This window comes from Jiangella alba (genome assembly GCF_900106035.1).
In the GTDB taxonomy this organism is placed as follows: Bacteria; Actinomycetota; Actinomycetes; order Jiangellales; family Jiangellaceae; genus Jiangella; species Jiangella alba.
Genome location: NZ_FNUC01000004.1, coordinates 2,599,380 through 2,621,133 on the forward strand (window position 1 = coordinate 2,599,380; position 21,754 = coordinate 2,621,133).

The window sequence follows — 21,754 nt, forward strand, 5'->3', positions numbered from 1 at the left end:
TCGTGTCCCTGCCTCCTCTGGTGGAGCCCGCAGCTGAGCTCACAGTCGATGAGGTCCGCCGCTACTCCCGGCACCTCATCATCCCCGACGTCGGCATGGCCGGCCAGAAGCGGCTGAAGAACGCGAAGGTGCTGGTCGTCGGCGCGGGCGGCCTCGGTTCGCCGGCCCTGCTGTACCTCGCCGCGGCCGGTGTCGGCACGCTGGGCATCGTCGAGTTCGACGAGGTCGACGAGTCCAACCTGCAGCGCCAGGTCATCCACGGCCAGTCCGACATCGGCCGGTCCAAGGCGCAGTCGGCGCGCGACTCCGTCAAGGAGGTCAACCCGTACGTCGACGTCGTCCTGCACGAGACGCGGCTCGACAACGACAACGTGCTGGACATCTTCTCCGGCTACGACCTCATCCTCGACGGCACCGACAACTTCGCCACCCGCTACCTCGTCAACGACGCCGCCGTGCTGCTCGGCAAGCCGTACGTGTGGGGCTCGATCTACCGGTTCGAGGGCCAGGTCAGCGTGTTCTGGGCCGAGCACGGGCCGAACTACCGCGACCTCTACCCCGAGCCGCCGCCGCCCGGCATGGTGCCGTCGTGCGCCGAGGGCGGCGTGCTGGGCGTGCTGTGCGCGTCCATCGGCTCGATCATGGTCACCGAGGCGATCAAGCTCATCACCGGCATCGGCGACCCCCTGCTCGGCCGTCTGATGATCTACGACGCGCTCGAGATGAACTACACCACGCTGAAGATCCGCAAGGACCCCACGGCCGAGCCCGTCACCGAGCTGATCGACTACGAGGCGTTCTGCGGCACGCTCAGCGACGAAGCCGCAGAGGCCGCCGCCGACGCCACCATCTCGGTCGTGAAGCTCAAGGCCTGGCTCGACGAGCGCGAGGCCGGTCAGCGCGACTTCCTCCTCGTCGACGTGCGCGAGCCGAACGAGTACGAGATCAACCGCATCCCCGGCGCGGTGCTCATCCCGAAGAACGAGTTCCTCACCGGCGAGGCGCTGGGCAAGCTGCCGCAGGACAAGCAGGTCGTGCTGCACTGCAAGTCGGGCATGCGCTCGGCCGAGGCGCTGGCCGTCATCAAGGGCGCCGGCCTGGCCGACGCCGTGCACGTCGGTGGCGGAGTGGCCGCCTGGGTCAACCAGATCGACCCGTCGCAGCCTTCTTACTGACCCGCTCACCCCCACCGGCCGCCCCGACCTCCGCGTCGCGGCGGCCGGTGGCGGTTGCGGGCCGTCGGCGGTGTGGGCTCGTGTGCCGGGGACCCATGGTCGCCACCGGGCAGCAGCCACGTGGAGGCATGATGCCGTCACGGCGATCCTGTGGAAGCTCAGTGTGCTCGGCCGTGAGCGTCTAGATGGCCCGCCCGGCTGGGAGGGCTTCCCACCCTATGGGCGGGTACCGACAGGGTCGGCGTTCGCGGCGCCGTCAGAGCATGTCGCGGCGCTGCATCTGGGTCCAGAAGACCCAGCCGGGCAGGATCGGCAGCCAGAACGACACCAGCCGGAACACCAGCACCGCGGTCACGGCGGTGGTCGCGCCGACGCCGAGGGTGCTGACGCCCGCCGTGAGGGCGGCCTCGACGGCGCCCAGGCCACCGGGGGTCGGCACGGCCATGCCGAGCGTGTTGCCGACCAGCTGGACGACGGCCATGGCGGCGAGGTTCGCGGCGCCCCCGACCGCCTTCAGGCAGACGTAGAAGCAGAGGATCAGGCTGGCCGACTGCAGCACGATGCCGGCCAGCGCCACCAGCAGCTTGCGCGGGTTGCTGAGCACGTCCAGCAGCCGCGGCAGACCACGCTGGGCGAAGTCGCTCCACAACGCCCGCAGCCGCAGCCGCACCGGCGGGATCAGCGCCAGCACGGCCGCGGCCGCCAGCACGATCAGCACGATGATCAGCGTGTTCAGCGACGGGTCGATGTCGGGCGCCGCCGACGACCCGGACACGACGCCGAGGATGCCGATGACGGGGAACGTGATGGAGACGTTCGCCACCTGGTTCGCGGCGACGCTCGCCGCCGCCAGCGGGGCCGCCACGCCGGCCTTCGTCAGGACCCGGATGTTGATCGCGACGACGCCGACGGTGGCGGGCGCGAACAGCCGCAGGAAACCCAGTGACACCTGCGCGCCGACCACCCGCCAGAACGGCACCTTCTCCGGCACGAACCCGAGCAGCGCGAACGCCGCGCCGAGGTAGCTGGTGAACATCAGCACGATCGCGATGAACAGCCACCGCCAGTCGGTCTGCGACCACAGCTGGGTGAGCGACACGTCGGACAGCTGGGTGCCGACGAGGTAGACGGCGAACACCGCGCCGACACCGGTGAGCAGCGACAACGGCCGCAGCCGCTGCAGCCGCACCGGCTCGTCGGGCTCTTGGCCGGTGCTGCTGACCAGGCCGTCGCGCAGCTTGGTGAGGACGTCGCGGCGCCCCTTGAGGTCCATGCGGGTCGACCGGGCCAGCGCGACCGGCTGCAGCAGCGGGATGGCGGCGCTGACGACGTCGCGGCCGAGCACCCGGATGGCGGTGGCGATGGTGCGGTCGACGCCGACGACGAGGGCGCAGCCGACCAGCGCCTGGGCGAGGTCGGCGCGGATCGCCAGCTCCGGCGCGGCCACCTCGCCACCGGACGGGTCGAGCAGCCACACCTTGCCGGCGTCGGAGACGAGGATGGTCCGGCCGGAGATGCGCCGGTGCGCCACCTCGTTGCGGCGCAGCCGCCCGAGCTGGCGCCACAGGTCCTCGAGCATGGCGTCGGTGACCTGGTCGGCCGGCATGTTGGCGAGGATGGTGCCGGGCACGTGGTCGTAGACGATGGCGGCGGCGTCGGACCCGATGCGCAGCACGTTGCGCAGCTTCGGCGTCCGGGCGCCGGCCCGCGAGACGGCGAGGGCCTGCAGCGTGATCTGGTTGACGGCGTTGCGCATCGTCACCATCTGCCGCGGCAGCACCTCTTCGCGGGTGCGGATCTGGTCGGCGGCGCGGACGACGAGGCCTGCGCCGTCGTTGTCGCGGTCCAGGACGAGGATGCCGAGAGTGCCCTGCGTGCTCTCGGCGATGTAGCGGCGGTACTTGTCGACGGGGTCGGCGCGCAGCGTGGTGACGTCGTAGCCGTTGTCGCGCAGGACGGCGGCCACCTTGTGCCCGTTCGGCGCCAGCGACGGCTGCCCGCTGATCAGCCGGACCAGCAGGCCCATCGCGCGGCCGAGGGCGAGGGAGACCAGCAGGCCGCCCACGGTGACCTCGCCCTGGAACAGCCAGACGGCGAAACTGCCGGCGATCGCGAGCCCGGCGACCTGACGAATGCGCGGCAGCTGCAGCCGCGACACCACCGTCATCATCGCGACCAGCAGCGTCGGCATCGCGGGCACGGCCGTGCCGTCGAACCCGTCGACGACCGGGACGAAGGTGTCGTGCAGCCGCTCCGGCGCCGACCCGGCCAGCCAGTTCGACAGCAGTGCCGCCGCGACGGAGGCCACCGCGCCGGCGGCCAGCAGCTCGACCGTCGTCCGCATGCGGCCGCGGACCATCAGCAGGAACACCAGCACCGGCGGCAGCAGCAGGCTGGCCAGCTCGGACGCCAGCGCGATGAAGTCGACCGGGCCGCTCGGGACGACCCGGTTGAGAGCGGCGAGGTCGGCGGTCAGGCTGGTGAGCGTGCGCTCTGCCACGACCGCGAGCGCTGCCAGCGCCGTCATCAGCACCAGCATGAACACCAGGCGCAGGAGGTCGATGGGGCGCCGGGTACGACGAGGCAGCGGGGGCTCCTCGACCACGATCTTGCCGGCCGGGACCCGCCGCGCGCGTGTCGCCTCGGTCGTCTCCGTCATCGCAGACCGATCGTCGCATGCGCCCGGCTCGCTCATGGCGACGACCCGCGAGTCAGAGCAGGTCGCGCCGCCGCATCTGGGTCCACAACACCCAGCCTGGCAGGATCGGCAGCCAGAACGACACGATGCGGAAGACCAGTACGGCGGTGACGGCCGCGGAGGCCGGGACGCCCAGGGTGCTGACGCCGGCGGTCAGCGCCGCCTCGACGGCGCCGAGGCCGCCGGGGGTCGGCACGGCGGTGCCCAGCGTGTTGCCGACCAGCTGGACGACCGCGAGCCCGGCCAGGTTCACCGTCTCGCCGACCGCCAGCAGGCAGGCGTAGAAGCAGAGGATGAGGCTCGCCGTCTGGCCCAGGATGCCGCCGACGGCCATGGCCAGCTTCCGCGGGTCGCTCAGCACGTCCAGCAGCCGGGGCAGGCCGCGCTCGGCGAAGTCGCTCCACAGCGTGCGCAGCCGCGACCGCACCGGCGGGATGATCGCGACGACCGACGCCGCCAGCAGCAGCCCCAGCACCACGATCAGCGTGCTCGACGACGGCAGCCCCGGCAGGGCGTTGTACCCGGACACCACCGCCAGCACGGCCAGCAGCGGGAACGTGACGGCGACCTGGGCGACCTGGTTGGCCGCGACGCTCGCCGCCGCCAGCGGCGCCGCCACCCCGGACTTCGTCAGCAGCCGGATGTTCATCGCGACGTTGCCGACCGTGGTGGGCGCCATCAGCCGCAGGAACCCGATGGCGACCTGCGCGCCGACGACGCGCCAGAACGGCACCCGCTCCGGCACGAAGCCGAGCAGGCCGAGCGCCATCGTCAGGTAGTTGGTGAACATCAGGCCGATCGCGAGGATCAGCCAGCGCCAGTCGGTGCGGTCCCACAACTCGGTGAACGACACGTCCGACAGCTGGGTGCCGACCAGGTACACCGCGACGACCGTGCCCACGCCGGTGAGCAGCGACAGCGGCCGGATGCGCTGCAGTCGCAGCGGCTCGGCCGGCGCGCCGAGGCGGTCGACCAGCCGGTCGCGCAGCCGGATCAGCACCTCGCGGTGGCCCTTGACGTGCTGCCGGGTGCCCGGGGTCAGCGCGATCGGCTGCAGCAGCGGGATGGCCGCGCGCACGACGTCCGGGCCGAGCACCTCCAGCGCGGTGTCGACGACGCGCTCCGGGCCGGCGACGATGCTGGTGGCGGTGAGTGCCTGCGCGAGGTCGGTGCGCATGGCGATGTCGGTGGCGGCGAGCTCGCCGCCGGACGGGCTGAGCAGCCAGATGCGGCTGCTGTCGTCGGCGATGATGGTGCGCCCGGACAGCCGCCGGTGCGCGACCTGGCCGCGGCGCAGGTCGCCGAGCTGGCGCCAGAGGTCGACCAGCATGTCGTCGGTGACGTCGTCGGCGGTGAGGTCGCTCAGCGCGGTGCCGTGCACGTAGTCGTAGACCAGCGCGGCGGAGTCGCCGTCGATGCGCAGGACGGTGCGCAGCTCAGGCGTGCGGGCGCCGGCCCGGGCCACGGCGAACGACTGCAGCGCGATGCGGTCGATGGCGTCGCGCAGCGTCACCGTCTGCCGGGGCAGCACCTCTTCGCGGGTGCGCAGCTGGTCGACCGTCCGGGCGATGGTGCCGGCGCCCTCGTGGTTGCGGTCCAGCACGAGCACGCTGTAGCGGGCCTCGGGGGTCTCGGCGGTGAGCCGGCGGTAGTCGCCGGACGGGTCCGCGCGCAGCGCCTTCAGCTGGTAGCCGGCCGCCTCGAGCGTCGCGGCGATCTTCTGACCGCTCGGCGCCAGCGACGGCTGACCGCCGACGATGCGCACCAGCAGCCCGGCCGCGACGCCGACGCTGGTGGCGATCAGCAGGCCGCCGACCGTGGCGTCGCCCTGCAGCAGCTCGACGGCGTACGTGCCGGCGATCGCGAACAGCGCGACCTGCCGCAGCCGCCGCACGTCCAGCTGCGACACGACGGTGACGACGGCCACCAGCAGCGCCGAGTAGGCCGGCACCGGCGTGGCCTCGGCGCCGTCGACGATCGGGACCAGGCTGTCGTGCAGTCGCTGCGGCGCCGGCCCGGTCAGCCACTCGGACACCAGCGCGGCGGCGACCGACGCGGTGACGCCGGCCAGCAGCAGCTCGACGGTGGTGCGCACGCGGCCGCGGATCATCAGCACCGCGACCAGCACGATCGGGATGACGACGCCGGCCAGGTTCGCGGTGAAGTCGACGATGCCGACGATGCTGCCCGGCACCCGGGTGTTGAGATCGGCCAGATCCTCGGTGATCGCCGTCATCGTCCGCTCGGCGATGATCGACATCGCGACCAGGCCGGTGAGCACGCCGCTCACGATCAGCAGCGAGACGACGTCGGCCGGTCGGCGGGTGCGTGGAGGCAGCGGCGGCTCGTCGACCACGATCTCGTCGGCCGACGTGTTGTCGCTGTCTCTGGGTTCCGTCATCGAAGGAGCATCGTCGCACGCCGGGCCGCGCGCGGCGGTCAGGCACGATGGGCGGATGGACGACGAGTACGCCGAGGCCGTGCTGAGCGTGGTCGAGCGCATCCCGCCGGGCCGGGCCATGTCCTATGGTGCCATCGCCGACGTCGTGGGCGAGACCCTCGGCCGTGGCGGCCCCCGCCAGGTCGGCACCGTCATGTCGACGGTCGGCGGGACGGTGTCCTGGTGGCGGGTGGTGACGGCGGCCGGCCGGCCGCCGCGGGGGCACGAGGTCCGGGCGCTGACCGAGTTCGCCGCCGAGGGAACGCCGTTGACGCGTGACGGTGAGCGGGTCGATCTGCGGCGGGCCGCCTGGTTCCCGGACTGATGGTTGGCGCTTTGCTGGTGCCAGAGCGCCAGTGAACCGCCAGCCATCACCGGATGAGCGGCGCGGGGGCGCGACCCTGTCGGACCCACGTGGTGGGATGGGACCTGTCGTCGGGGAGCAGGGGAAGGAGCGGCAGTCGGTGAGGCGTCCCGCAGCCGTGCGTCTGGTGCGCACCGTCCGGCCCGCCGCGCCGCCGGTCCGCCTCGACGACACCCAGAAGGCCGCCGTCGAGCATCGGGGCGGGCCGTTGCTGCTGCTGGCCGGTCCCGGCACCGGCAAGACCACCACGCTGGTCGAGGCGGTGGCGCACCGGGTCGAGCACGACGGCGTCGACCCCGGCCGGGTGCTGGTGCTGACGTTCAGCCGCCGGGCCGCCGGTGAGCTGCGCGAACGTATCGCCAGGCGGCTCGGCCGTACCATCCGCGAGCCGCTGGCCCGCACCTTCCACTCCTACGCGTTCGGGCTGCTGCGCCGCGAGGCGGTCGCGCAGGGCGAGCCGTCGCCGCGGCTGCTGGGCGGGGCCGAGCAGGACGTCCTCATCCGCGAGCTGCTGCGCGGCGACGTCGAGCAGCTGGGCACCGGCTACTGGCCCGACCATCTGCGTCCGGCGCTGCTGACCCGCGGGTTCGCCGCCGAGTTGCGCGACTTCCTCATGCGGGCGGTCGAGCGCGGCCTCGGGCCCGACGAGCTGGCCGCGCTGGGCGGCGCGCACCGGCGCGACGACTGGCTGGCCGCCGCCCGGTTCGCCCGGCAGTACGCCGGCGTCACGGCGTTTCGCTACCCGCCCACGTTCGACCAGGCCGAGCTGGTGCGGGCCGGCGCCGGGCTGCTGCGCGACGACCCCGAACTGCTGGCCCGCGAGCGGCAGGCGCGCGCGTTCGTCGTCGTCGACGAGTACCAGGACAGCGACCCGGCGCAGGAAGAGCTGCTGCGGCTGCTGGCCGGCGGCGGCCGCGAGCTGCTCGTCGTCGGCGACCCCGACCAGTCCATCTACGGCTTCCGCGGCGCCGAGCCCGAGGCCATCCGCCGCTTCGCCGACCGCTTCGCGGCCGCCGACGGCTCGCCCGGCCAGGTGCTCGCGCTCGCGGCGTCCCGGCGCTGCGGGCCGCGGCTGCTGGCGGCGTCGCGACGGGTCGCGGCGCGGCTGGGCGGGCTGAGCCGGCACCGCGAGCTGCACGCGGCCGGGCCGGGCGACCACGGCGCCGATCGCGCGTCCGTCCACCTGCTCGCCAGCGCCAGCCAGGAGGCCGCGTTCGTGGCCGGCCGGCTGCGGGCGGCGCACCTGCTCGACGACGTCCCGTGGGACCGCATGGCGGTGCTGGTGCGCAGCGCGTCCGCCATCCCGGTGCTGCGCCGCGCGCTGGCCGGCGCCGGGGTGCCGGTCAGCGTGCGCATCGAGGACGTCCCGCTGGCCGACCAAGCGCCGGTCCGGGCGCTGCTCACGGTGCTCGAACTGGTCACCGGGCTGCGCGAGCTCGACGTCGAGACCGCGCTCGACCTCATCACCGGCCCGCTGGGCGGTGCCGACGCGCTGGCCGTGCGGCGGCTGCGGCAGGAGCTGCGCGCGCACGAGTTGACGGCCGGCGGCGGCCGCGCCTCCGGCGAACTGCTGGTCGAGGCGCTGACCACCCCCGACGAGCTGCGGTTCCTCGACGACCACGCGGTCGCGCCGGCCACCCGGGTCGCCGGGCTCATCACCGCTGCCCGCGAGGCCGCCGAGGCCGACGGCGCCACCGCCGAGGACGTGCTGTGGGCGGTGTGGACGCGGTCCGGGCTGGAGGCCCGCTGGACCCGCGCCGCGCTGTCGCGGGGCCGCGCCGCGCCGGCCGCCGACGCCGACCTCGACGCCGTCGTCGCGCTGTTCGACGCGGTCGCGACGTTCGTCGACCGCATGCCGGGCGCCCGGCCCGAGGGGTTCGCCGAGCACCTGCGCGACCAGCAGCTGCCGGCCGACACCTACCGCCCCGGCGGCCCGGCCACGGCCAGCGTCAGCATCATGACGGCGCACGCCGCCAAGGGCCTCGAATGGGACGTCGTGGTGGTGGCCGGCGTGCAGGAGGGGGTCTGGCCCGACGTCCGCGAGCGCGGCAGCCTGCTGGGCACCGAGTCGCTGGTCGACCTCGTCGCTCACCGCGACGACTCCGCCGTCACCCGGGCCAGCGCCCGGCTGGCCGAGGAGCGCCGGCTGTTCTACGTCGCCGTCACGCGGGCCCGGCAGCGCCTCTACGTCACCGCGGTCTCGAACGAAGAGTCGCAGCCGTCGCGGTTCCTCGACGACATCGACCCACTGCCCGCCGACGGCGCCGTCGAGCGGCTGGTGCAGGCACCGGGGCGCGGCCTCGACCTCCCCGCCGTCGTCGCCGAGCTGCGCGGGGTCGTGTGCGACCCCGCCGAGCCGGTCGAGCGCCGCCACGGCGCCGCGCACCAGCTGGCCCGGCTGGCCGCCGCCGGGGTGGCGCAGGCCGACCCCGACGAGTGGTACGGCCTGCGGCCGGTGTCGGTCACCGACCCGCTCGGGCATCCCGACCGCCCGGTGCGGGTGTCGCCGTCGAAGGTCGAGGAGTTCAACCGGTGCGAGCTGCGCTGGCTGCTCAAGGCGTGCGGCGCCACCGACTCCGACCTCCGCCGCGCCGGCATCGGCTCGCTGCTGCACGACCTCGCCGAGCTGGCCGCCGTCGAGAGCTGGTCCGACGACAAGCTGCTCACCGAGCTCGACAACGCCTGGCCGGGCATCGACGCCGGTGAGGGCTGGGTGGCCGCGCGCGAGTACGGCCGCGTCCGCGACATGGTGCAGCGGCTGGGCCGCTGGCTGCGCGACAACCCACGCGGCATGGTCGGCGCCGAGCTCGACTTCGACGTCGAGATCGGCGACGCCCGGCTGGTCGGCCGGGTCGACCGCCTCGACGCCGACACCGACGGCCGGCTGATCGTCGTCGACTACAAGACCGGCGTGTCCGCGCCCACCACGGCCGAGGTGGCCGAGCACGCCCAGCTGGCCGCGTACCAGCTGGCCATCCTGCACGGTGGCTTCGACGCCCACACCGACGGCGAGCGGCGCAGCGGGGGAGCGAGCCTGGTCCAGCTCGGCAAGGACGCCAAGGGGCACGCGAAAGAGCAGCTGCAGGGCGCGCTGCCCGACGACGGCGAGCCGACGTGGGCGCACGAGCTCATGCGCCACACCGCCGAGGGCATGCGCCAGCCGTCGTTCCGGGCCGAGAAGGGCGGCTGGTGCGGGTTCTGCCCGGCCCGGCCGTCCTGCCCGGTGTGGCCCGAGGGCGAGCAGGTGACGCCGTGACCACACACGTCACAGCCGGGGTGGCCATCTCGCCGGCCGATCTCGCCCGCCGTCTCGGCCAGCCCGACCCCACCCCCGAGCAGGCCGCGGCCATCGCCGCGCCGCTCGCGCCGGGCGTCGTCGTCGCAGGGGCCGGGTCCGGCAAGACCGAGACCATGGCCGCCCGGGTGGTGTGGCTGGTGGCATCCGGCCTGGTGCGGCCCGAGGACGTGCTCGGCCTGACGTTCACCCGCAAGGCCGCGCGCGAGCTGGCCGCCCGCATCCGCCGCCGGCTGTCCCAGCTGGCCGCCCGCGGGCTGGTCCCGCCCGACGTCCTCGACGGCGAGCCGACGGTGCTCACCTACGACGCCTACGCCGGGCGCATCGTGGCCGAGCACGCGCTGCGGCTGGGACGCGAGCCCGGCGCGCGGCTCATCACCGAGGCCGTGGCCTGGCAGTACTCCCAGCGGGTCGTGTCGTCCTACGACGGCGACATGGAGGCCGTCGGCTACGCGCCGTCCACCGTCGTGCAGAAGGTGCTCGACCTCCACTCCGAGCTGGCCGGGCACCTCGTCACGCCCTCGCGGGTCGAGGAGTACACCCGGCAGTTGCGGGCGGGCATCGAGGCGCTGCCCAAGGCGAAGGGCCAGCGCACCAAGGACCTCCTCTACGCCGACGTCGCGAAGGGCCTGGCCGTGCAGGACGCCCGGGTGGCGTTGCTGCCCGTCGTCGCGGAGTTCCGGGCCCGCAAGCAGTCCGACGAAGTGCTCGACTTCGCCGACCAGGCCGAGCTGGCCGCCACCCTCGCCGAGCGGTTCCCCGAGGTCGGCGAGGCCGAGCGGGCCACCTTCGGCGTCGTGCTGCTCGACGAGTACCAGGACACCAGCCACGCCCAGCTGGTGCTGCTGCGGTCGCTGTTCGGCGGTGGCCACCCGGTCACCGCGGTCGGCGACCCGTGCCAGTCCATCTACGGCTGGCGCGGCGCCAGCGCCGGCACGCTGACGTCGTTCCGGCGCGAGTTCCGTTCCGCCGACGACCTCGCCCGGCTCGACTCCCTGACCACCAGCTTCCGCAACGGCGCCGAGATCCTGCAGGTCGCGAACCGGTTGTCGCAGCCGCTGCGGGCCCAGGGCCTCGACGTCCCCGAGCTCACCGCGTTCCCCGGGCTGCCGCCGTCCACCGTCGTCGCGTCGCTGCACCTCACCGCCGACGACGAAGCCGCCGATGTCGCGCGCCGGGCGCGGGCGTTCTGGGACGCCTCCGACGACGGCCGCACGGTCGCCGTGCTGGTGCGCAACCGCGGCCAGATCCCGCGGCTCGAGTCCGCGCTGCGCGCCGTCGACCTCCCGGTCGAGGTCGTCGGCGTCGGCGGGCTGCTGGCGACGGCCGAGGTCGGCGACGTCGTGGCCACGCTGCGGGTGGTCAACGACCCGTCCCGCGGCGACGCCCTCATGCGGCTGCTCACCGGCTCGCGCTGGCGCATCGGGCCGCGCGACCTCGACGCGCTGGCCCGCTGGGCGCGGCGGCTGGGCCGGCCCGACGGCGACACCGGCGGCGCGCGCCGTCCCACCATGCGCGAGGCCGCCGCCGAAGGCATCGCGCTCGACGAGGTCGACGAACTCAGCATCGTCGACGCGCTCGACGCGCTGCCGCAGGGCGGCGACTGGTTCTCACCCGACGGCGACCTCCGGCTGAGGGCGCTCTCGGCCGAGCTGCGCGAGCTGCGCACCCGCACCGGCCAGTCGCTCACCGAGTTGGTGCACGACGTCCAGCGCACGCTCGGTCTCGACGTCGAGCTGGCCGCGCGTCGCGGCCCGGGCGGCCGGGCCAACCTCGACCGCTTCCTCGACGTCGCGGCCGAGTTCGAGTCGCACGGCGACGCGCCCACCCTGTCGGCCTTCCTCGCCTACCTCGACGCCGCCGAGACCGCCGAGCGCGGCCTGGCCCCGGGCGAGGTCGAGGTGTCCGGCGACCGCGTCCAGGTGCTCACGGTGCACGGCGCCAAGGGGCTCGAGTGGGACGCCGTCTTCGTCACCGGGCTGGTCGACAAGGTGTTCCCGTCCGGCGGCGAGCGGCAGCGGGCCTGGCTGGGCGACCCCGGCGAGCTGCCGTACGCGCTGCGCGGCGACGCCGGGTCGCTGCCGCCGCTCGACCTCTCCGGCGCGGCCGACCAGGTCGGCGTGCGCGACGCCGTCGACGCGTTCTACGGCGACGCCGCCGCGGCGGCCCGGCTCGAGGAGCGCCGGCTGGCCTACGTCGCGGTCACCCGGGCGCGGCGGCTGCTGGTCTGCTCGGGCTACTGCTGGGACGACGCCGTCCGGCCGCGCGAGCTGTCGATGTTCCTGCACGAGATCAAGGTGGCCTGCGACGACGGCGCCGGCGAGGTCGGCGTCTGGGCCACGCCGCCCGAGGCCGACGACACCAACCCGTTGTCCCAGCAGGTGCGCGAGCTGCGCTGGCCGTACGACCCGCTCGGCCAGCGGCGGGCCCTGCTCGAGGACGGCGCCGGGCTGGTCCGGGCCGCGCAGGGCGCCGTCGACGGCGTGCTGTTCGACCTCGCCCAGCCGGTCACCGAGTGGGACGCCGAGGTCGAGCGGCTGCTGGCCGAGCGCGAACGGCACTCCTCGCTGCGTCCCATCGACGTCGCGCTGCCCGAGCACCTGTCGGTGTCGCAGCTGGTGGCGCTGCGCGAGAGCCCCGAGCGGCTGGCCCGGGCGCTGCGCCGCCCGGTGCCGCGCCCGCCGGCGCCGCTGGCCCGCCGGGGCACGCTGTTCCACGCCTGGCTCGAGTCGCGGTGGGGGGCGCCGCGACTCGTCGACGTCGACGAACTGCCCGGCTTCGCCGACGACGGCGCCGCGCCCGACCGCGAACTGGCGTCGCTGCAAGAGGCGTTCCTGGCCAGCGCGTGGGCCGGGCGCACGCCGGTCGAGGTCGAGGCGCCGTTCGAGCTGCTGGTCGCCGGCGTGCTGCTGCGCGGCCGGGTCGACGCCGTCTTCAGCACCGACGACGGCGGCATCGACGTCGTCGACTGGAAGACCGGCCGGCCGCCGGCCACCGACGAAGAGGCCGCCACACGCACCGTCCAGCTGGCCGCGTACCGGCTGGCCTTCGCCCGGCTCTACGACCTCCCGCTCGACCACGTGGGCGCCGCGTTCCACCACGTGCGCCAGGACACCACGGTCCGGCCGGCCGACGTGATGGACGAGGCAGAGCTGACGGCGCTGGTCACGGCCGTTCCGGTGGCCGAGTAGGGGAGACACCCCTGGACCTCACGATGACCGCCGGACCGCGCCGCCCTGCCGGGCGCCGGTCCGGCGACCATCGCGCTCCCGCTGCTCCGTCCCCGTCGAGCCGATGCGAGAGGCGCGTCCCCAAGCCGCGGCGCGAGAGGCGCGACCACGGGACCTATGCCCACCACTGTGGAGAATTGGGGGACAATCGGCCAGGTCACGCGGCGAAGTGTGACGATCACTGCGATTCTGTGACGACCCTCGCAACGGGCGCCGTGGGCCGGCGGATCGCTGGCCGAAGTGCGCATCATACCTGTTCGCGGCGTGTTTGGCAGTAGAAATGACTCATTGTCTCGGTCTCGGAGATAGCTCTTGATCGGCACAGCGTGCCGGGGCGAGACTCCTGTCTCGTGACCCCCGCGCTGAAACCGCTGCGCCGCATCGCCGCGTACGCCGTCTGCCTCGACGCGTCCAAGCGCGTGCTGCTGATCCGCGAGTCCGTGCGGTCGGGCACTCCGGGCGTGTGGACGCTGCCGGGCGGCAGCGTGCTGCACGGCGAGCACCCGCGCGACGCCGTCGTCCGTGAGGCGGCCGCGGAGTCCGGGCTGCTGCTGCGCGCCGTCACACCCATCGACGTCCTCGCCGACACCCGAGCGCGCCCGCACCGCGAGGTCACCCTGCACACCGACCGCATCCTGTTCGAGGCCGAGGTCATCAGCGGCGAGCCCGAGCCGCTCTCGCCCATGGTCGACGACGTCCGCTGGGTCAGCCTCGACGAAGCCGCCACACTGCAGCTGCGCCCGTTCGTCGCGCAGGTGCTCAAGCTGCCGCTCTCGACGGTCGACCTCCCGCCCGAGCGGATGCCCGAACTGCCCGGCTTCCACATCCAGCAGGCGCCCGACGGCCGGCACACCGTGCAGCGGTTCGCGGCGTACGGCCTGGTCCGCGACCCGCACGGGCGGGTCCTGCTCACCCAGGTCGCCGACGGCTACCCCGACGCCGGCTGCTGGCACCTGCCCGGCGGCGGCACCGACTTCGGCGAGCAGCCGGCTCAGGCGCTGCTGCGTGAGCTGCACGAGGAGACCGGCCAGGTCGGCCGCATCCGCCGGCTGCTGGGCGTCGCCAGCCACCGCGAGCCCGAGCAGGTCGGTCCCGAGGGCTTCGCCATCGACTGGCACGGCGTGCGCCCCTACTACGACGTCGTCGTCGACGAGCCGGCCACCCTCGTCCTGGCCGACGTCGGCGGCTCCACCGTCGGCGCCCGCTGGTTCGCCCCCGCCGACGTCGCCACGCTCGCGCTGACCGCCGTCACCACCGAGGCCCTGCACGCCATCGCCTGACCCGCAGCGAGCCGCCCGAAGAGGGGCCGGTAGATGCGCGCCCGGACCGCGAGCGACCCGAGGAGGGGGCGGCGGGTGCGGAGCCGGCGCAGCACCCACCGCCCGCTCCGCCCCACAGCGGAGGCCGGCGCGCGTCAGGACGTGGCGCGCCCCTCACCGTTGCCGGGCGCCATGGCGTCGTCGAGCCAGCGCCGCAACTGAGCCTCGGTGAGCTGCGGCGCACGGGCCAGTGCCACGGCCTCGACGGCGGCGCGGGTGGCCGGGCCGAGCCGCCGGGTGCGCTGGGCGATGAGCCGCGCCTTGGCCAGCGTGATGCGGCCGTCGTCGAGGGCGGCGAGTGTGGCGGGCAGGCCACTGACGAGGTCGACGGCGAGGGAGACGAGGTCGGTGGCGGCGTCGAGCTCGAGGTGCAGCGCCTCGGCGATGGTGACGGCGGTGGCCGGGCCGCCGGGTGGGTCGACCCGGCCGGCCAGCTCGGCGATGACGCGCGCCTGCATGGCGTCGAGGTGGGCGCCCTGACGTTGGTAGGCGGCCGCGACCCGGGGCAGCTCGCGCCGCGACAGCGCGGGCGGCTCGAACGTCTCGAGGACGGCGTTGAGCACCGTGCCGGGCGCGAGGCCGGCCCAGGCCGCACTGGGGTGATCTCCGGGGCGCGTCATGGCCGCACACTATCGCACAGATGTTCGAAGTCGCGACCGGAAGTTCACGATCCGGCCGGACGCAGCACCGCCAGCACCGGCCGATGGTCGCTGCCGCCGGCCCTGTCGAGCACGCTGAACGACACGACGTCCCAGGCGCGGGCGTCGGCCAGGACGTGGTCGATCGGCGCGCCGGCCCATCGCGGCCAGCCGGTCGGCCAGGTGCCCGTCCCTGCCGCCGAGCGGGCCGCGGCGGCATCGGCGCACGGGCCGAGCGACCGCAGCGCCGGATGGTCCAGCGTCGCGTTGAAGTCGCCGGCGGCGATGGCGCCCTCGGCGCCCGCGCACTGGCGCACCGCCCAGACGGCGTCGTCGTGCCAGCGGGCCATGGCGCCACCGGTGGGCGGCCAGGCGTGCACCGCGATGATCGGTGGCCCGTCCGAACCGGCGACGGGGCGGACGGTGTACGAGCCCAGCCCGCTCGACGGGTCCGGCCGCGGCTCGCCGTACGTCCCCAGCGACGACGCCACCAGCAGCCCCGTCGCCGACGTGATGCCGGCGTCGACCTGGTGGTGGAAGACCTGGAAGCCGCCGCCGGCCAGTTCGGCGACCCGCCGCGTCGTCGCGGCGGAGGTCTCCGGCAGCACGACGACGTCCGCGCCGGTCGCCGTCACCAGGTCCGCGACCACCTGTGGGCCGGCGCCGTCGTAGAGCGTGTTGAACGCCAGCACCCGCACTTCGCCGGCCGCGTCAGGCTCCGGGACCGCGTCGGACGACAGCCCGCGCGACAGCAGCACGCCGGCCGAGAACACCGTCGCCGCCGCGACCACCCCGGCGACGGCCGCCAGCGGCCACCGCGCCCGCCGGATGGCCACCGCCAGCGCCGTCACCAACGCCGCGACGACGGCGCCGCCCAGCACCGTCAGGCCGCGCAGCGCCACCACCTGGGCCGGGCCGTAGAGGCCGGACAGCCCGAACGCCTGCGGCCACACCACCACGACGGCCGCCAGTGCGGCCAGTGCCCCGCAGGCCGCCGGCCACGGCCAGCGGCGACGGGTCACGCCGAGACGGCGTCCAGCGCCAGCTCGACCATCTCCGCGAACGTGCGCTCGCGCTCCTCGGCCGACGTCTCCTCGCCGGTGACGAGGTTGTCGCTGACCGTGCAGACCGCCACGGCCCGCGCGCCGAACTTCGCGGCCAGCGTGTAGAGCGCGGCCGCCTCCATCTCGACCGCCATGACGCCGTACTCGGTCAGGCGATCGCGCAGCTCGGGACGGTCGTGGTAGAAGGAGTCGGTGCTGAAGATCTGCCCGACGTGGTACCGCGCGCCGGCCGCCTCGGCCTTCTCGACGTAGGCCCGCACCAGCGAGAAGTCCGCCGTCGGTGCGTAGTGGAAGCCCTCGAAGCGCAGCGCGTTCATCGACGACTCGGTGGCCGCCGAGATTCCGATGACGAGGTCGCGGATGGCGACGTCGGCCAGCAGCCCGCCGCACGACCCGACCCGTACCAGCGTCTTCGCGCCGTACTCGGCCAGCAGTTCGTGCACGTAGATGGAGATGGACGGCTGGCCCATGCCGGTGCCCTGGACCGAGATGCGCTGACCCCGGAAGGTGCCGGTGAAGCCGAGCATGTTGCGGACCTGCGAGTAGCAGGTGACGTCCTCGAGGTACGTCTTGGCGATCCACTCGGCGCGGAGCGGGTCGCCCGGCAGCAGGACGGTCTCGGCGATCTCGCCGGGCGCGGCGGCAATGTGGGTGCTCACGAGTGCACACGGTATCCGGCGTAGGGTCGTGGGTCGTGCATGAGGCCTACGTCTTGCCCGGTCCCCTCGCGCTCTCGCGCTCCACTGTTGACCGCGCGGCCGATCGTCGCCTGGACGCCGCGTGGGTCGACGCGCTGTGGTCCGACGGCCGCACCCGGGTGCTGCTGGTCGGCGACGGGACGGTGCCGGTCGACGACGGCGCCCTGCGGTTCATCGCGCCGGGCGACGCCCCTGACGGCGACCGCTTCCTGCTCGGCCTCGACGGCGACGTCGCCTACGTCGCCGTCCACGTGGCGGAGAAACCGGACGACGGCGCCACGCTGCGCGAGGTCGGCGCCGTCCTGGGCGACCGCGACGCCGGGCTGGCCGTGCACGCCGTCGCGCTGGCCAACTGGCACGCGACGCACCGGTTCTGCCCGCGCTGCGGCGCGCCCACCCGGTCGGAACAGGGCGGGCACGTCCGCGTCTGCGAGGCGGACGGCTCGCAGCACTTCCCGCGCACCGATCCCGCCGTCATCGTCCTGGTGGTCGACGAGAAGGAGCGCTGCCTGCTCGGCCGGTCGGCGGCCTGGCCGGGGCGGCGGTTCTCGACGCTGGCCGGCTTCGTCGAGCCGGGCGAGACGCCCGAGCACGCCGTCGTCCGCGAGCTGTACGAGGAGGTCGGCGTGCGCATCACGTCGTGCCGCTACGCGGGCGCGCAGCCGTGGCCGTTCCCGTCCAGCCTCATGCTCGGCTACTACGCGACGGCGGCCGGCGAGGATCCCGCGCCCGACGGCGAGGAGATCGCCGAGGCGCGCTGGTTCAGCCGCGACGAGCTCACCGCAGCCATGCGCGACGGCGACGTGCTGCCGCCGAGCGGCATCTCGATCGCCCGGAAGCTGGTCGAGGGCTGGTTCGGCGGGCCGCTGCCCGACGACGTCAGCCCGCGATAGCGGTCAGCTTCTCCTTGACCTCGGACGGGCTCGGGTTCGTCAGGGCGCTGCCGTCGGCGAACACCAGCGTGGGCACCACCGCGTTGCCGCCGTTCAGGCTCATGACGAGGTCGGCGGACGCGGGGTCGGTCTCGATGTCGATCTCGTCGAACGTGATGCCGTCGCGGTTGAGCGCCGTCTTGAGCCGGAAGCAGTAGCCACACCAGGTGGTGCTGTACATGGTGAACCGGGACATCGACGCTCCGCTCCTGGGTTAGTTGCCGTATCAGCTAGTTCAACACAGCCGGTCGCCCGGATTGTTCCGTGGCGCCTCGCATCCTGTCGGTACCGGCTGCGAGGATGGGGCGATGCGCGTACCCGACGTCCTCGCCGGCCTCGATCCCGAGCAGCGAGCGGTCGCGTCGGCGCTCAGCGGGCCGGTCTGCGTCATCGCCGGCGCCGGCACCGGCAAGACCCGCGCCATCACCCACCGCATCGCCCACGGCGTGCACACGGGTGCGTTCGACCCGCGCCGCACGCTCGCCGTCACCTTCACCACCCGGGCGGCCGGCGAGATGCGCGGGCGGCTGCGCTCGCTCGGCGCCGAGGGCGTGCAGGCGCGCACGTTCCACTCCGCGGCGCTGCGCCAGGCCCGCTACTTCTGGCCACAGATCACCGGCGCCGACCTCCCCGAGATCAGCTCGAGCAAGCTGCCCATCGTCGGCTCGGCGGCGTCGCGCTGCCGGGTGCCCACCGACCGCACGGTGCTGCGCGATCTCGCCTCCGAGATCGAGTGGGCCAAGGTCAGCAACGTGCTGCCCGAGTCCTACGTCACGGCGGCCGAGGCCGCGCACCGCGAGGTCGGCAACGTCGACCCCGAGTCCGTCGCCAAGGTCTACGCCGCGTACGAAGACCTCAAGACCGACCGCAACGTCCTCGACATGGAAGACATCCTGCTCGCCGCCGTCGGCCTGCTGTCCGGGCACCCGGGCGTCGCCCAGCAGGTCCGGTCGCAGTACCACCACTTCGTGGTCGACGAGTACCAGGACGTCTCGCCGGTGCAGCAGAAGCTGCTCGACCTCTGGATGGGCGAGCGCACCGACGTCTGCGTCGTCGGCGACCCCGCCCAGACCATCTACTCCTTCGCCGGCGCCCAGCCCGACTACCTCATCGGGTTCCCGCAGCGCTTCCCCGGCGCCACCGTCGTACGGCTGTTCCGCGACTACCGGTCCACGCCCGAGGTGGTCGGCGTCGCCAACTCCGTGCTCCGCGCCGCCCGCGAGGCGCACCAGGGCGTCGTCCTCGAGGCGCAGCGGCCGGCCGGCCCGAAGCCGGCGTTCGTCGAGCACAGCGACGAACTGGCCGAGGCGGCGTGGGTGGCCGGGCAGATCGCCAAGCTGGTCGCCAACGGCACGCCGCAGCGCGAGATCGCGGTGCTGTTCCGGGTCAACGCGCAGTCCGAGGCGTACGAGCAGGCGCTGGCCGACGCCGGCGTCGCCTACACCGTCCGCGGCGCCGAGCGGTTCTTCGACCGCGGCGAGGTGCGCCAGGCGGCCATGCTGCTGCGCGCCGCCGTCCGCACCGCCGACGGCGCGCCCGACGCCCCCGACGCCGCCGCGGCCACGTCCGCCATCCTCTCCACGGCCGGCTGGTCGCCCACCCCGCCCGCCGGCGGCGGCGCGGCCCGCGAGCGCTGGGAGTCGCTGGCGGCGCTGGTGTCGCTGGCCGAAGAGGTGGTCGCCGCCAAGCCCGGCGCGGGTCTTGCCGACGTCGTCGACGAGCTCGAGGCGCGCGCCGCGGCCCAGCACGCCCCCACGGCCGACGGCGTCACGCTCTCCTCGCTGCACTCCGCCAAGGGGCTCGAGTGGGACGCCGTCTTCGTCGTCGGCTGCCACGAGGGCACGCTGCCCCTGAGCTACGCCGAAACACCCGCGCAGATCGAGGAGGAGCGCCGGCTGCTCTACGTCGGCGTCACCCGGGCCCGCGAGCACCTGTCCGTGTCGTGGTCGCTGGCCCGCCAGCCCGGCGGCCGCGGCAACCGGCGGCCCAGCCGGTTCCTCGACGGCGTCCGGCCCGGCGGCGGCGCCCGCAGCGACCACCGTCCCGAGCGTGGCGCCGGCCGCGGCCGCAAGTCCGGCGCGCCGGCCCGCTGCAGGGTCTGCGGCGCGCCGCTGGTCGACGCCGTCGACCGCAAGCTCGGCCGGTGCGGCAGCTGCCCGTCGTCCATGGACGAAGCGCTGTTCGAGCGATTGCGTGCCTGGCGGCTGGAGCGGTCGCAGGAGCAGAAGGTGCCGGCCTACGTCGTGTTCACCGACGCCACGCTGGTCGCGATCGCCGAGTCCACGCCGGTCAACGAGACGCAGCTGTCCGCCATCCCGGGGGTCGGCCGCACCAAGCTCGAACGCTACGGCGCCGACGTCCTGGAGCTGTGTCGCGAAGTCGTCGAAGAATGAGCGTAAAAATGGGTTGCCCCTTACATGCGACCCGCATTAGCATTGCCGGGCGCGTTGCGATACGACGTGCCCACGAGTCGGAAGGCCCGGCTCGGGATCGACGCCGAAAGGAGGGACGCCTGATGGAGATCACGACATTGAACCCGTTGCAGAGCGGTGTCGGCTTCGCCTATGCGCCTTCCCTCCGTGGCGTCTCCCTGAGCTCTCGGGAGCGCATGATCGCGCCCGTCACCGCCCCGCTGACGGGAGAAGTGCGTCCGCAGGCAGGTAGCACTGGCGCGACGACGCACCTCGTCGATGGGGTCAAGCAGGGCGTGCGTGTCCGCACTTGGGGTCCACCGGTCTAGCCATGAGACGACCGGCGCCTCCGAGGCCGCGGACCCCCACCCGGGATCCGCGGCCTTTTTGTTTGCCCAGAACCGACTCACGTGGAAGGGAGGTGACCGAACTCATGATGCTGACCAGCGTTCTCGATCGGGCCGTAGCGGCCGACGAGTCCATGCCGTGCAAGAAGGACCCGGAGCTGTGGTTCGCCGAGTCGCCGGCTGACGTCGAACACGCCAAGCAGTTGTGCCGCGAGTGCCCCGTACGGGAGCAGTGCCTCGCCGGCGCGATGGACCGGGCCGAGCCCTGGGGCGTGTGGGGCGGAGAGCTCTTCGTCTCCGGAGCCATCGTGGCGCGCAAGCGTCCGCGTGGCCGTCCCCGTAAGAACGAGATCGCGGCGTAGTGAGACCAGCACACACCGCGACTGGGCACCAACGGCACCTGCCGACGACCGATGACCCCGATGAACGGACCACGACATGACCACGACGCTCCGGCCCGATGCGGCCACTCCGGACGACCCGCAGACCACCGACACCACCGTGTACCGAGACTTCAGGAGCACCGAGATGCATCTCATGAACGAAGCCCTCGCGCGGGCTCACTGTACGGAGCAGCGCGAACGAGCGATGCGAGAACGACGAGTACGACGCGTGCTGGCCGCCCGCCGGATGGACCGGCGGGCCGCCCGGGCGGCGCAGCGAGCCAGGAACCTGGCCGCCGCGGCCGTCTCGCTGCGCAGTCGCACCTACTGACCGGGTGACGCCGGGTCCGTCCGCTGACGGGCCGGGCCATCCTGAGCGCCCGTCGTGCGTCGTCTCAGCAGTTGCCGACACTCCGAACGACCCCGCACCGTCCGACCGGTGCGGGGTCGTTCGTGTTGTCCGGGGTGGTCAGTACCAGTCGTTGCGGCCGGCCGTCGCCGCCGTCGACGATGTCTGGCCGGGGTTCTGATGCCTCGGCGCAATGGGTGGGGGGAACACATGACGACCACGGGGGAGAGCCGCGTGTCCGAAGCGGTGCCGGTGACGTGCGCGCAATGCGGGACGACCGCCGAGGAGCTGCCGCTGACCTGGGTCAGCAGCGTGGAACGCGGCCGCACGCTCTACTACTGCGACCGGTGCGCGCGCGACAACCTGCGCTCCATCGAGGCACGCCTCGACAACCCCTGGTGGTGACGGCGG

The 21,754-nt window shown here is 73.9% G+C and carries 17 protein-coding genes; 11 read left to right on the top strand and 6 right to left on the bottom strand.

Translation table 11 applies throughout. The features are described 5' to 3' along the window. The first annotated feature begins 2 nt into the window (after positions 1 to 2). On the top strand, positions 3 to 1,175 hold the full coding sequence (moeZ, locus tag BLV02_RS30045; protein ID WP_069114351.1) for an adenylyltransferase/sulfurtransferase MoeZ: 1,173 nt from the start codon (positions 3 to 5) through the stop codon (positions 1,173 to 1,175). Positions 1,176 to 1,431: 256 nt separating this feature from the next. On the opposite strand, the gene BLV02_RS30050 is transcribed toward moeZ, so the two are convergent. Both BLV02_RS30050 and BLV02_RS30055 read right to left on the bottom strand, forming a co-directional pair. Further along, positions 1,432 to 3,834 carry a lysylphosphatidylglycerol synthase transmembrane domain-containing protein gene (locus BLV02_RS30050; protein ID WP_069114350.1) on the bottom strand — a complete coding sequence of 801 codons (2,403 nt, stop codon included), beginning with the start codon at positions 3,832 to 3,834 and terminating at the stop codon, positions 1,432 to 1,434. Positions 3,835 to 3,886: 52 nt separating this feature from the next. Then, entirely contained in the window at positions 3,887 to 6,274 is a 2,388-nt protein-coding gene (locus BLV02_RS30055) for a lysylphosphatidylglycerol synthase transmembrane domain-containing protein (RefSeq protein ID WP_069114349.1), read from the bottom strand. Between the two features lie 55 nt (positions 6,275 to 6,329). On the opposite strand from BLV02_RS30055, the gene BLV02_RS30060 reads away from it, so the two are divergent. From BLV02_RS30060 to BLV02_RS30075, 4 genes are all read left to right on the top strand, one after another. Beyond that, positions 6,330 to 6,638 carry an MGMT family protein gene (locus BLV02_RS30060; RefSeq protein WP_069114348.1) on the top strand — a complete coding sequence of 103 codons (309 nt, stop codon included), beginning with the start codon at positions 6,330 to 6,332 and terminating at the stop codon, positions 6,636 to 6,638. Between the two features lie 139 nt (positions 6,639 to 6,777). Further along, positions 6,778 to 9,933: an ATP-dependent helicase gene (locus BLV02_RS30065; RefSeq protein WP_216094530.1), complete on the top strand. Its 3,156-nt coding sequence runs from the start codon at positions 6,778 to 6,780 to the stop codon at positions 9,931 to 9,933. Next, positions 9,930 to 13,163: an ATP-dependent helicase gene (locus tag BLV02_RS30070; RefSeq protein WP_216094529.1), complete on the top strand. Its 3,234-nt coding sequence runs from the start codon at positions 9,930 to 9,932 to the stop codon at positions 13,161 to 13,163. Before BLV02_RS30065 ends, BLV02_RS30070 begins: the two co-directional genes overlap by 4 nt. A gap of 389 nt (positions 13,164 to 13,552) precedes the next feature. Then, positions 13,553 to 14,482 (top strand): NUDIX hydrolase, encoded by a 930-nt coding sequence (locus BLV02_RS30075; RefSeq protein ID WP_069114346.1) that lies wholly within the window; start codon positions 13,553 to 13,555, stop codon positions 14,480 to 14,482. Positions 14,483 to 14,616: 134 nt separating this feature from the next. Here the strand turns inward: BLV02_RS30075 and BLV02_RS30080 are convergent, their stop codons facing one another. From BLV02_RS30080 to deoD, 3 genes are read right to left on the bottom strand one after another with little or no spacing between them, the layout of a single operon-like run. Then, positions 14,617 to 15,141, bottom strand: coding sequence for a DUF222 domain-containing protein (locus tag BLV02_RS30080; RefSeq protein WP_069114345.1), 525 nt, complete (start codon positions 15,139 to 15,141; stop codon positions 14,617 to 14,619). 44 nt (positions 15,142 to 15,185) lie between these two features. After that, positions 15,186 to 16,181 carry an endonuclease/exonuclease/phosphatase family protein gene (locus tag BLV02_RS30085; protein ID WP_069114344.1) on the bottom strand — a complete coding sequence of 332 codons (996 nt, stop codon included), beginning with the start codon at positions 16,179 to 16,181 and terminating at the stop codon, positions 15,186 to 15,188. Next, a complete protein-coding gene (deoD, locus tag BLV02_RS30090) occupies positions 16,178 to 16,882 on the bottom strand; it encodes a purine-nucleoside phosphorylase (RefSeq protein ID WP_069114343.1) in 705 nt (234 codons plus the stop codon). Before deoD ends, BLV02_RS30085 begins: the two co-directional genes overlap by 4 nt. Positions 16,883 to 16,917: 35 nt before the next feature. Here deoD and nudC point away from each other — a divergent pair, with 35 nt between their 5' ends. After that, on the top strand, positions 16,918 to 17,814 hold the full coding sequence (gene nudC / locus BLV02_RS30095; protein WP_216094528.1) for an NAD(+) diphosphatase: 897 nt from the start codon (positions 16,918 to 16,920) through the stop codon (positions 17,812 to 17,814). On the opposite strand, the gene BLV02_RS30100 is transcribed toward nudC, so the two are convergent. Beyond that, a complete protein-coding gene (locus tag BLV02_RS30100; protein ID WP_069114342.1) occupies positions 17,801 to 18,049 on the bottom strand; it encodes a mycoredoxin in 249 nt (82 codons plus the stop codon). The two genes, nudC and BLV02_RS30100, sit on opposite strands and share 14 nt — an antisense overlap. Before the next feature lie 112 nt (positions 18,050 to 18,161). Between BLV02_RS30100 and BLV02_RS30105 the strand changes: the two genes are divergently transcribed. The 5 genes from BLV02_RS30105 (at position 18,162) to BLV02_RS30120 (ending at position 21,748) form a co-directional block, all read left to right on the top strand. Further along, complete coding sequence (locus BLV02_RS30105) at positions 18,162 to 20,246, top strand: ATP-dependent DNA helicase UvrD2 (RefSeq protein WP_069114341.1); 2,085 nt, start codon at positions 18,162 to 18,164, stop codon at positions 20,244 to 20,246. Between the two features lie 122 nt (positions 20,247 to 20,368). After that, positions 20,369 to 20,593, top strand: coding sequence for a hypothetical protein (locus BLV02_RS36020; protein WP_141711813.1), 225 nt, complete (start codon positions 20,369 to 20,371; stop codon positions 20,591 to 20,593). Between the two features lie 104 nt (positions 20,594 to 20,697). After that, positions 20,698 to 20,973, top strand: coding sequence for a WhiB family transcriptional regulator (locus tag BLV02_RS30110; protein ID WP_083289141.1), 276 nt, complete (start codon positions 20,698 to 20,700; stop codon positions 20,971 to 20,973). A 76-nt stretch (positions 20,974 to 21,049) separates the two neighbouring features. Further along, a complete protein-coding gene (locus BLV02_RS30115; RefSeq protein ID WP_069114339.1) occupies positions 21,050 to 21,325 on the top strand; it encodes a hypothetical protein in 276 nt (91 codons plus the stop codon). Between the two features lie 252 nt (positions 21,326 to 21,577). Then, complete coding sequence (locus BLV02_RS30120) at positions 21,578 to 21,748, top strand: hypothetical protein (RefSeq protein ID WP_218133515.1); 171 nt, start codon at positions 21,578 to 21,580, stop codon at positions 21,746 to 21,748. Positions 21,749 to 21,754: the final 6 nt, after the last annotated feature.

Excerpts from the sequence above, each read along its gene's own strand:
- BLV02_RS30050 (WP_069114350.1), bottom strand. The coding sequence starts at position 3,834 with ATGACGGAGACGACCGAGGCGACACGCGCGCGGCGGGTCCCGGCCGGC.
- BLV02_RS30055 (WP_069114349.1), bottom strand. The coding sequence starts at position 6,274 with ATGACGGAACCCAGAGACAGCGACAACACGTCGGCCGACGAGATCGTG.
- BLV02_RS30060 (WP_069114348.1), top strand. The coding sequence starts at position 6,330 with ATGGACGACGAGTACGCCGAGGCCGTGCTGAGCGTGGTCGAGCGCATC.
- BLV02_RS30080 (WP_069114345.1), bottom strand. The coding sequence starts at position 15,141 with ATGACGCGCCCCGGAGATCACCCCAGTGCGGCCTGGGCCGGCCTCGCG.
- BLV02_RS30100 (WP_069114342.1), bottom strand. The coding sequence starts at position 18,049 with ATGTCCCGGTTCACCATGTACAGCACCACCTGGTGTGGCTACTGCTTC.
- BLV02_RS30105 (WP_069114341.1), top strand. The coding sequence starts at position 18,162 with ATGCGCGTACCCGACGTCCTCGCCGGCCTCGATCCCGAGCAGCGAGCG.
- BLV02_RS36020 (WP_141711813.1), top strand. The coding sequence starts at position 20,369 with ATGGAGATCACGACATTGAACCCGTTGCAGAGCGGTGTCGGCTTCGCC.
- BLV02_RS30110 (WP_083289141.1), top strand. The coding sequence starts at position 20,698 with ATGATGCTGACCAGCGTTCTCGATCGGGCCGTAGCGGCCGACGAGTCC.
- BLV02_RS30115 (WP_069114339.1), top strand. The coding sequence starts at position 21,050 with ATGACCACGACGCTCCGGCCCGATGCGGCCACTCCGGACGACCCGCAG.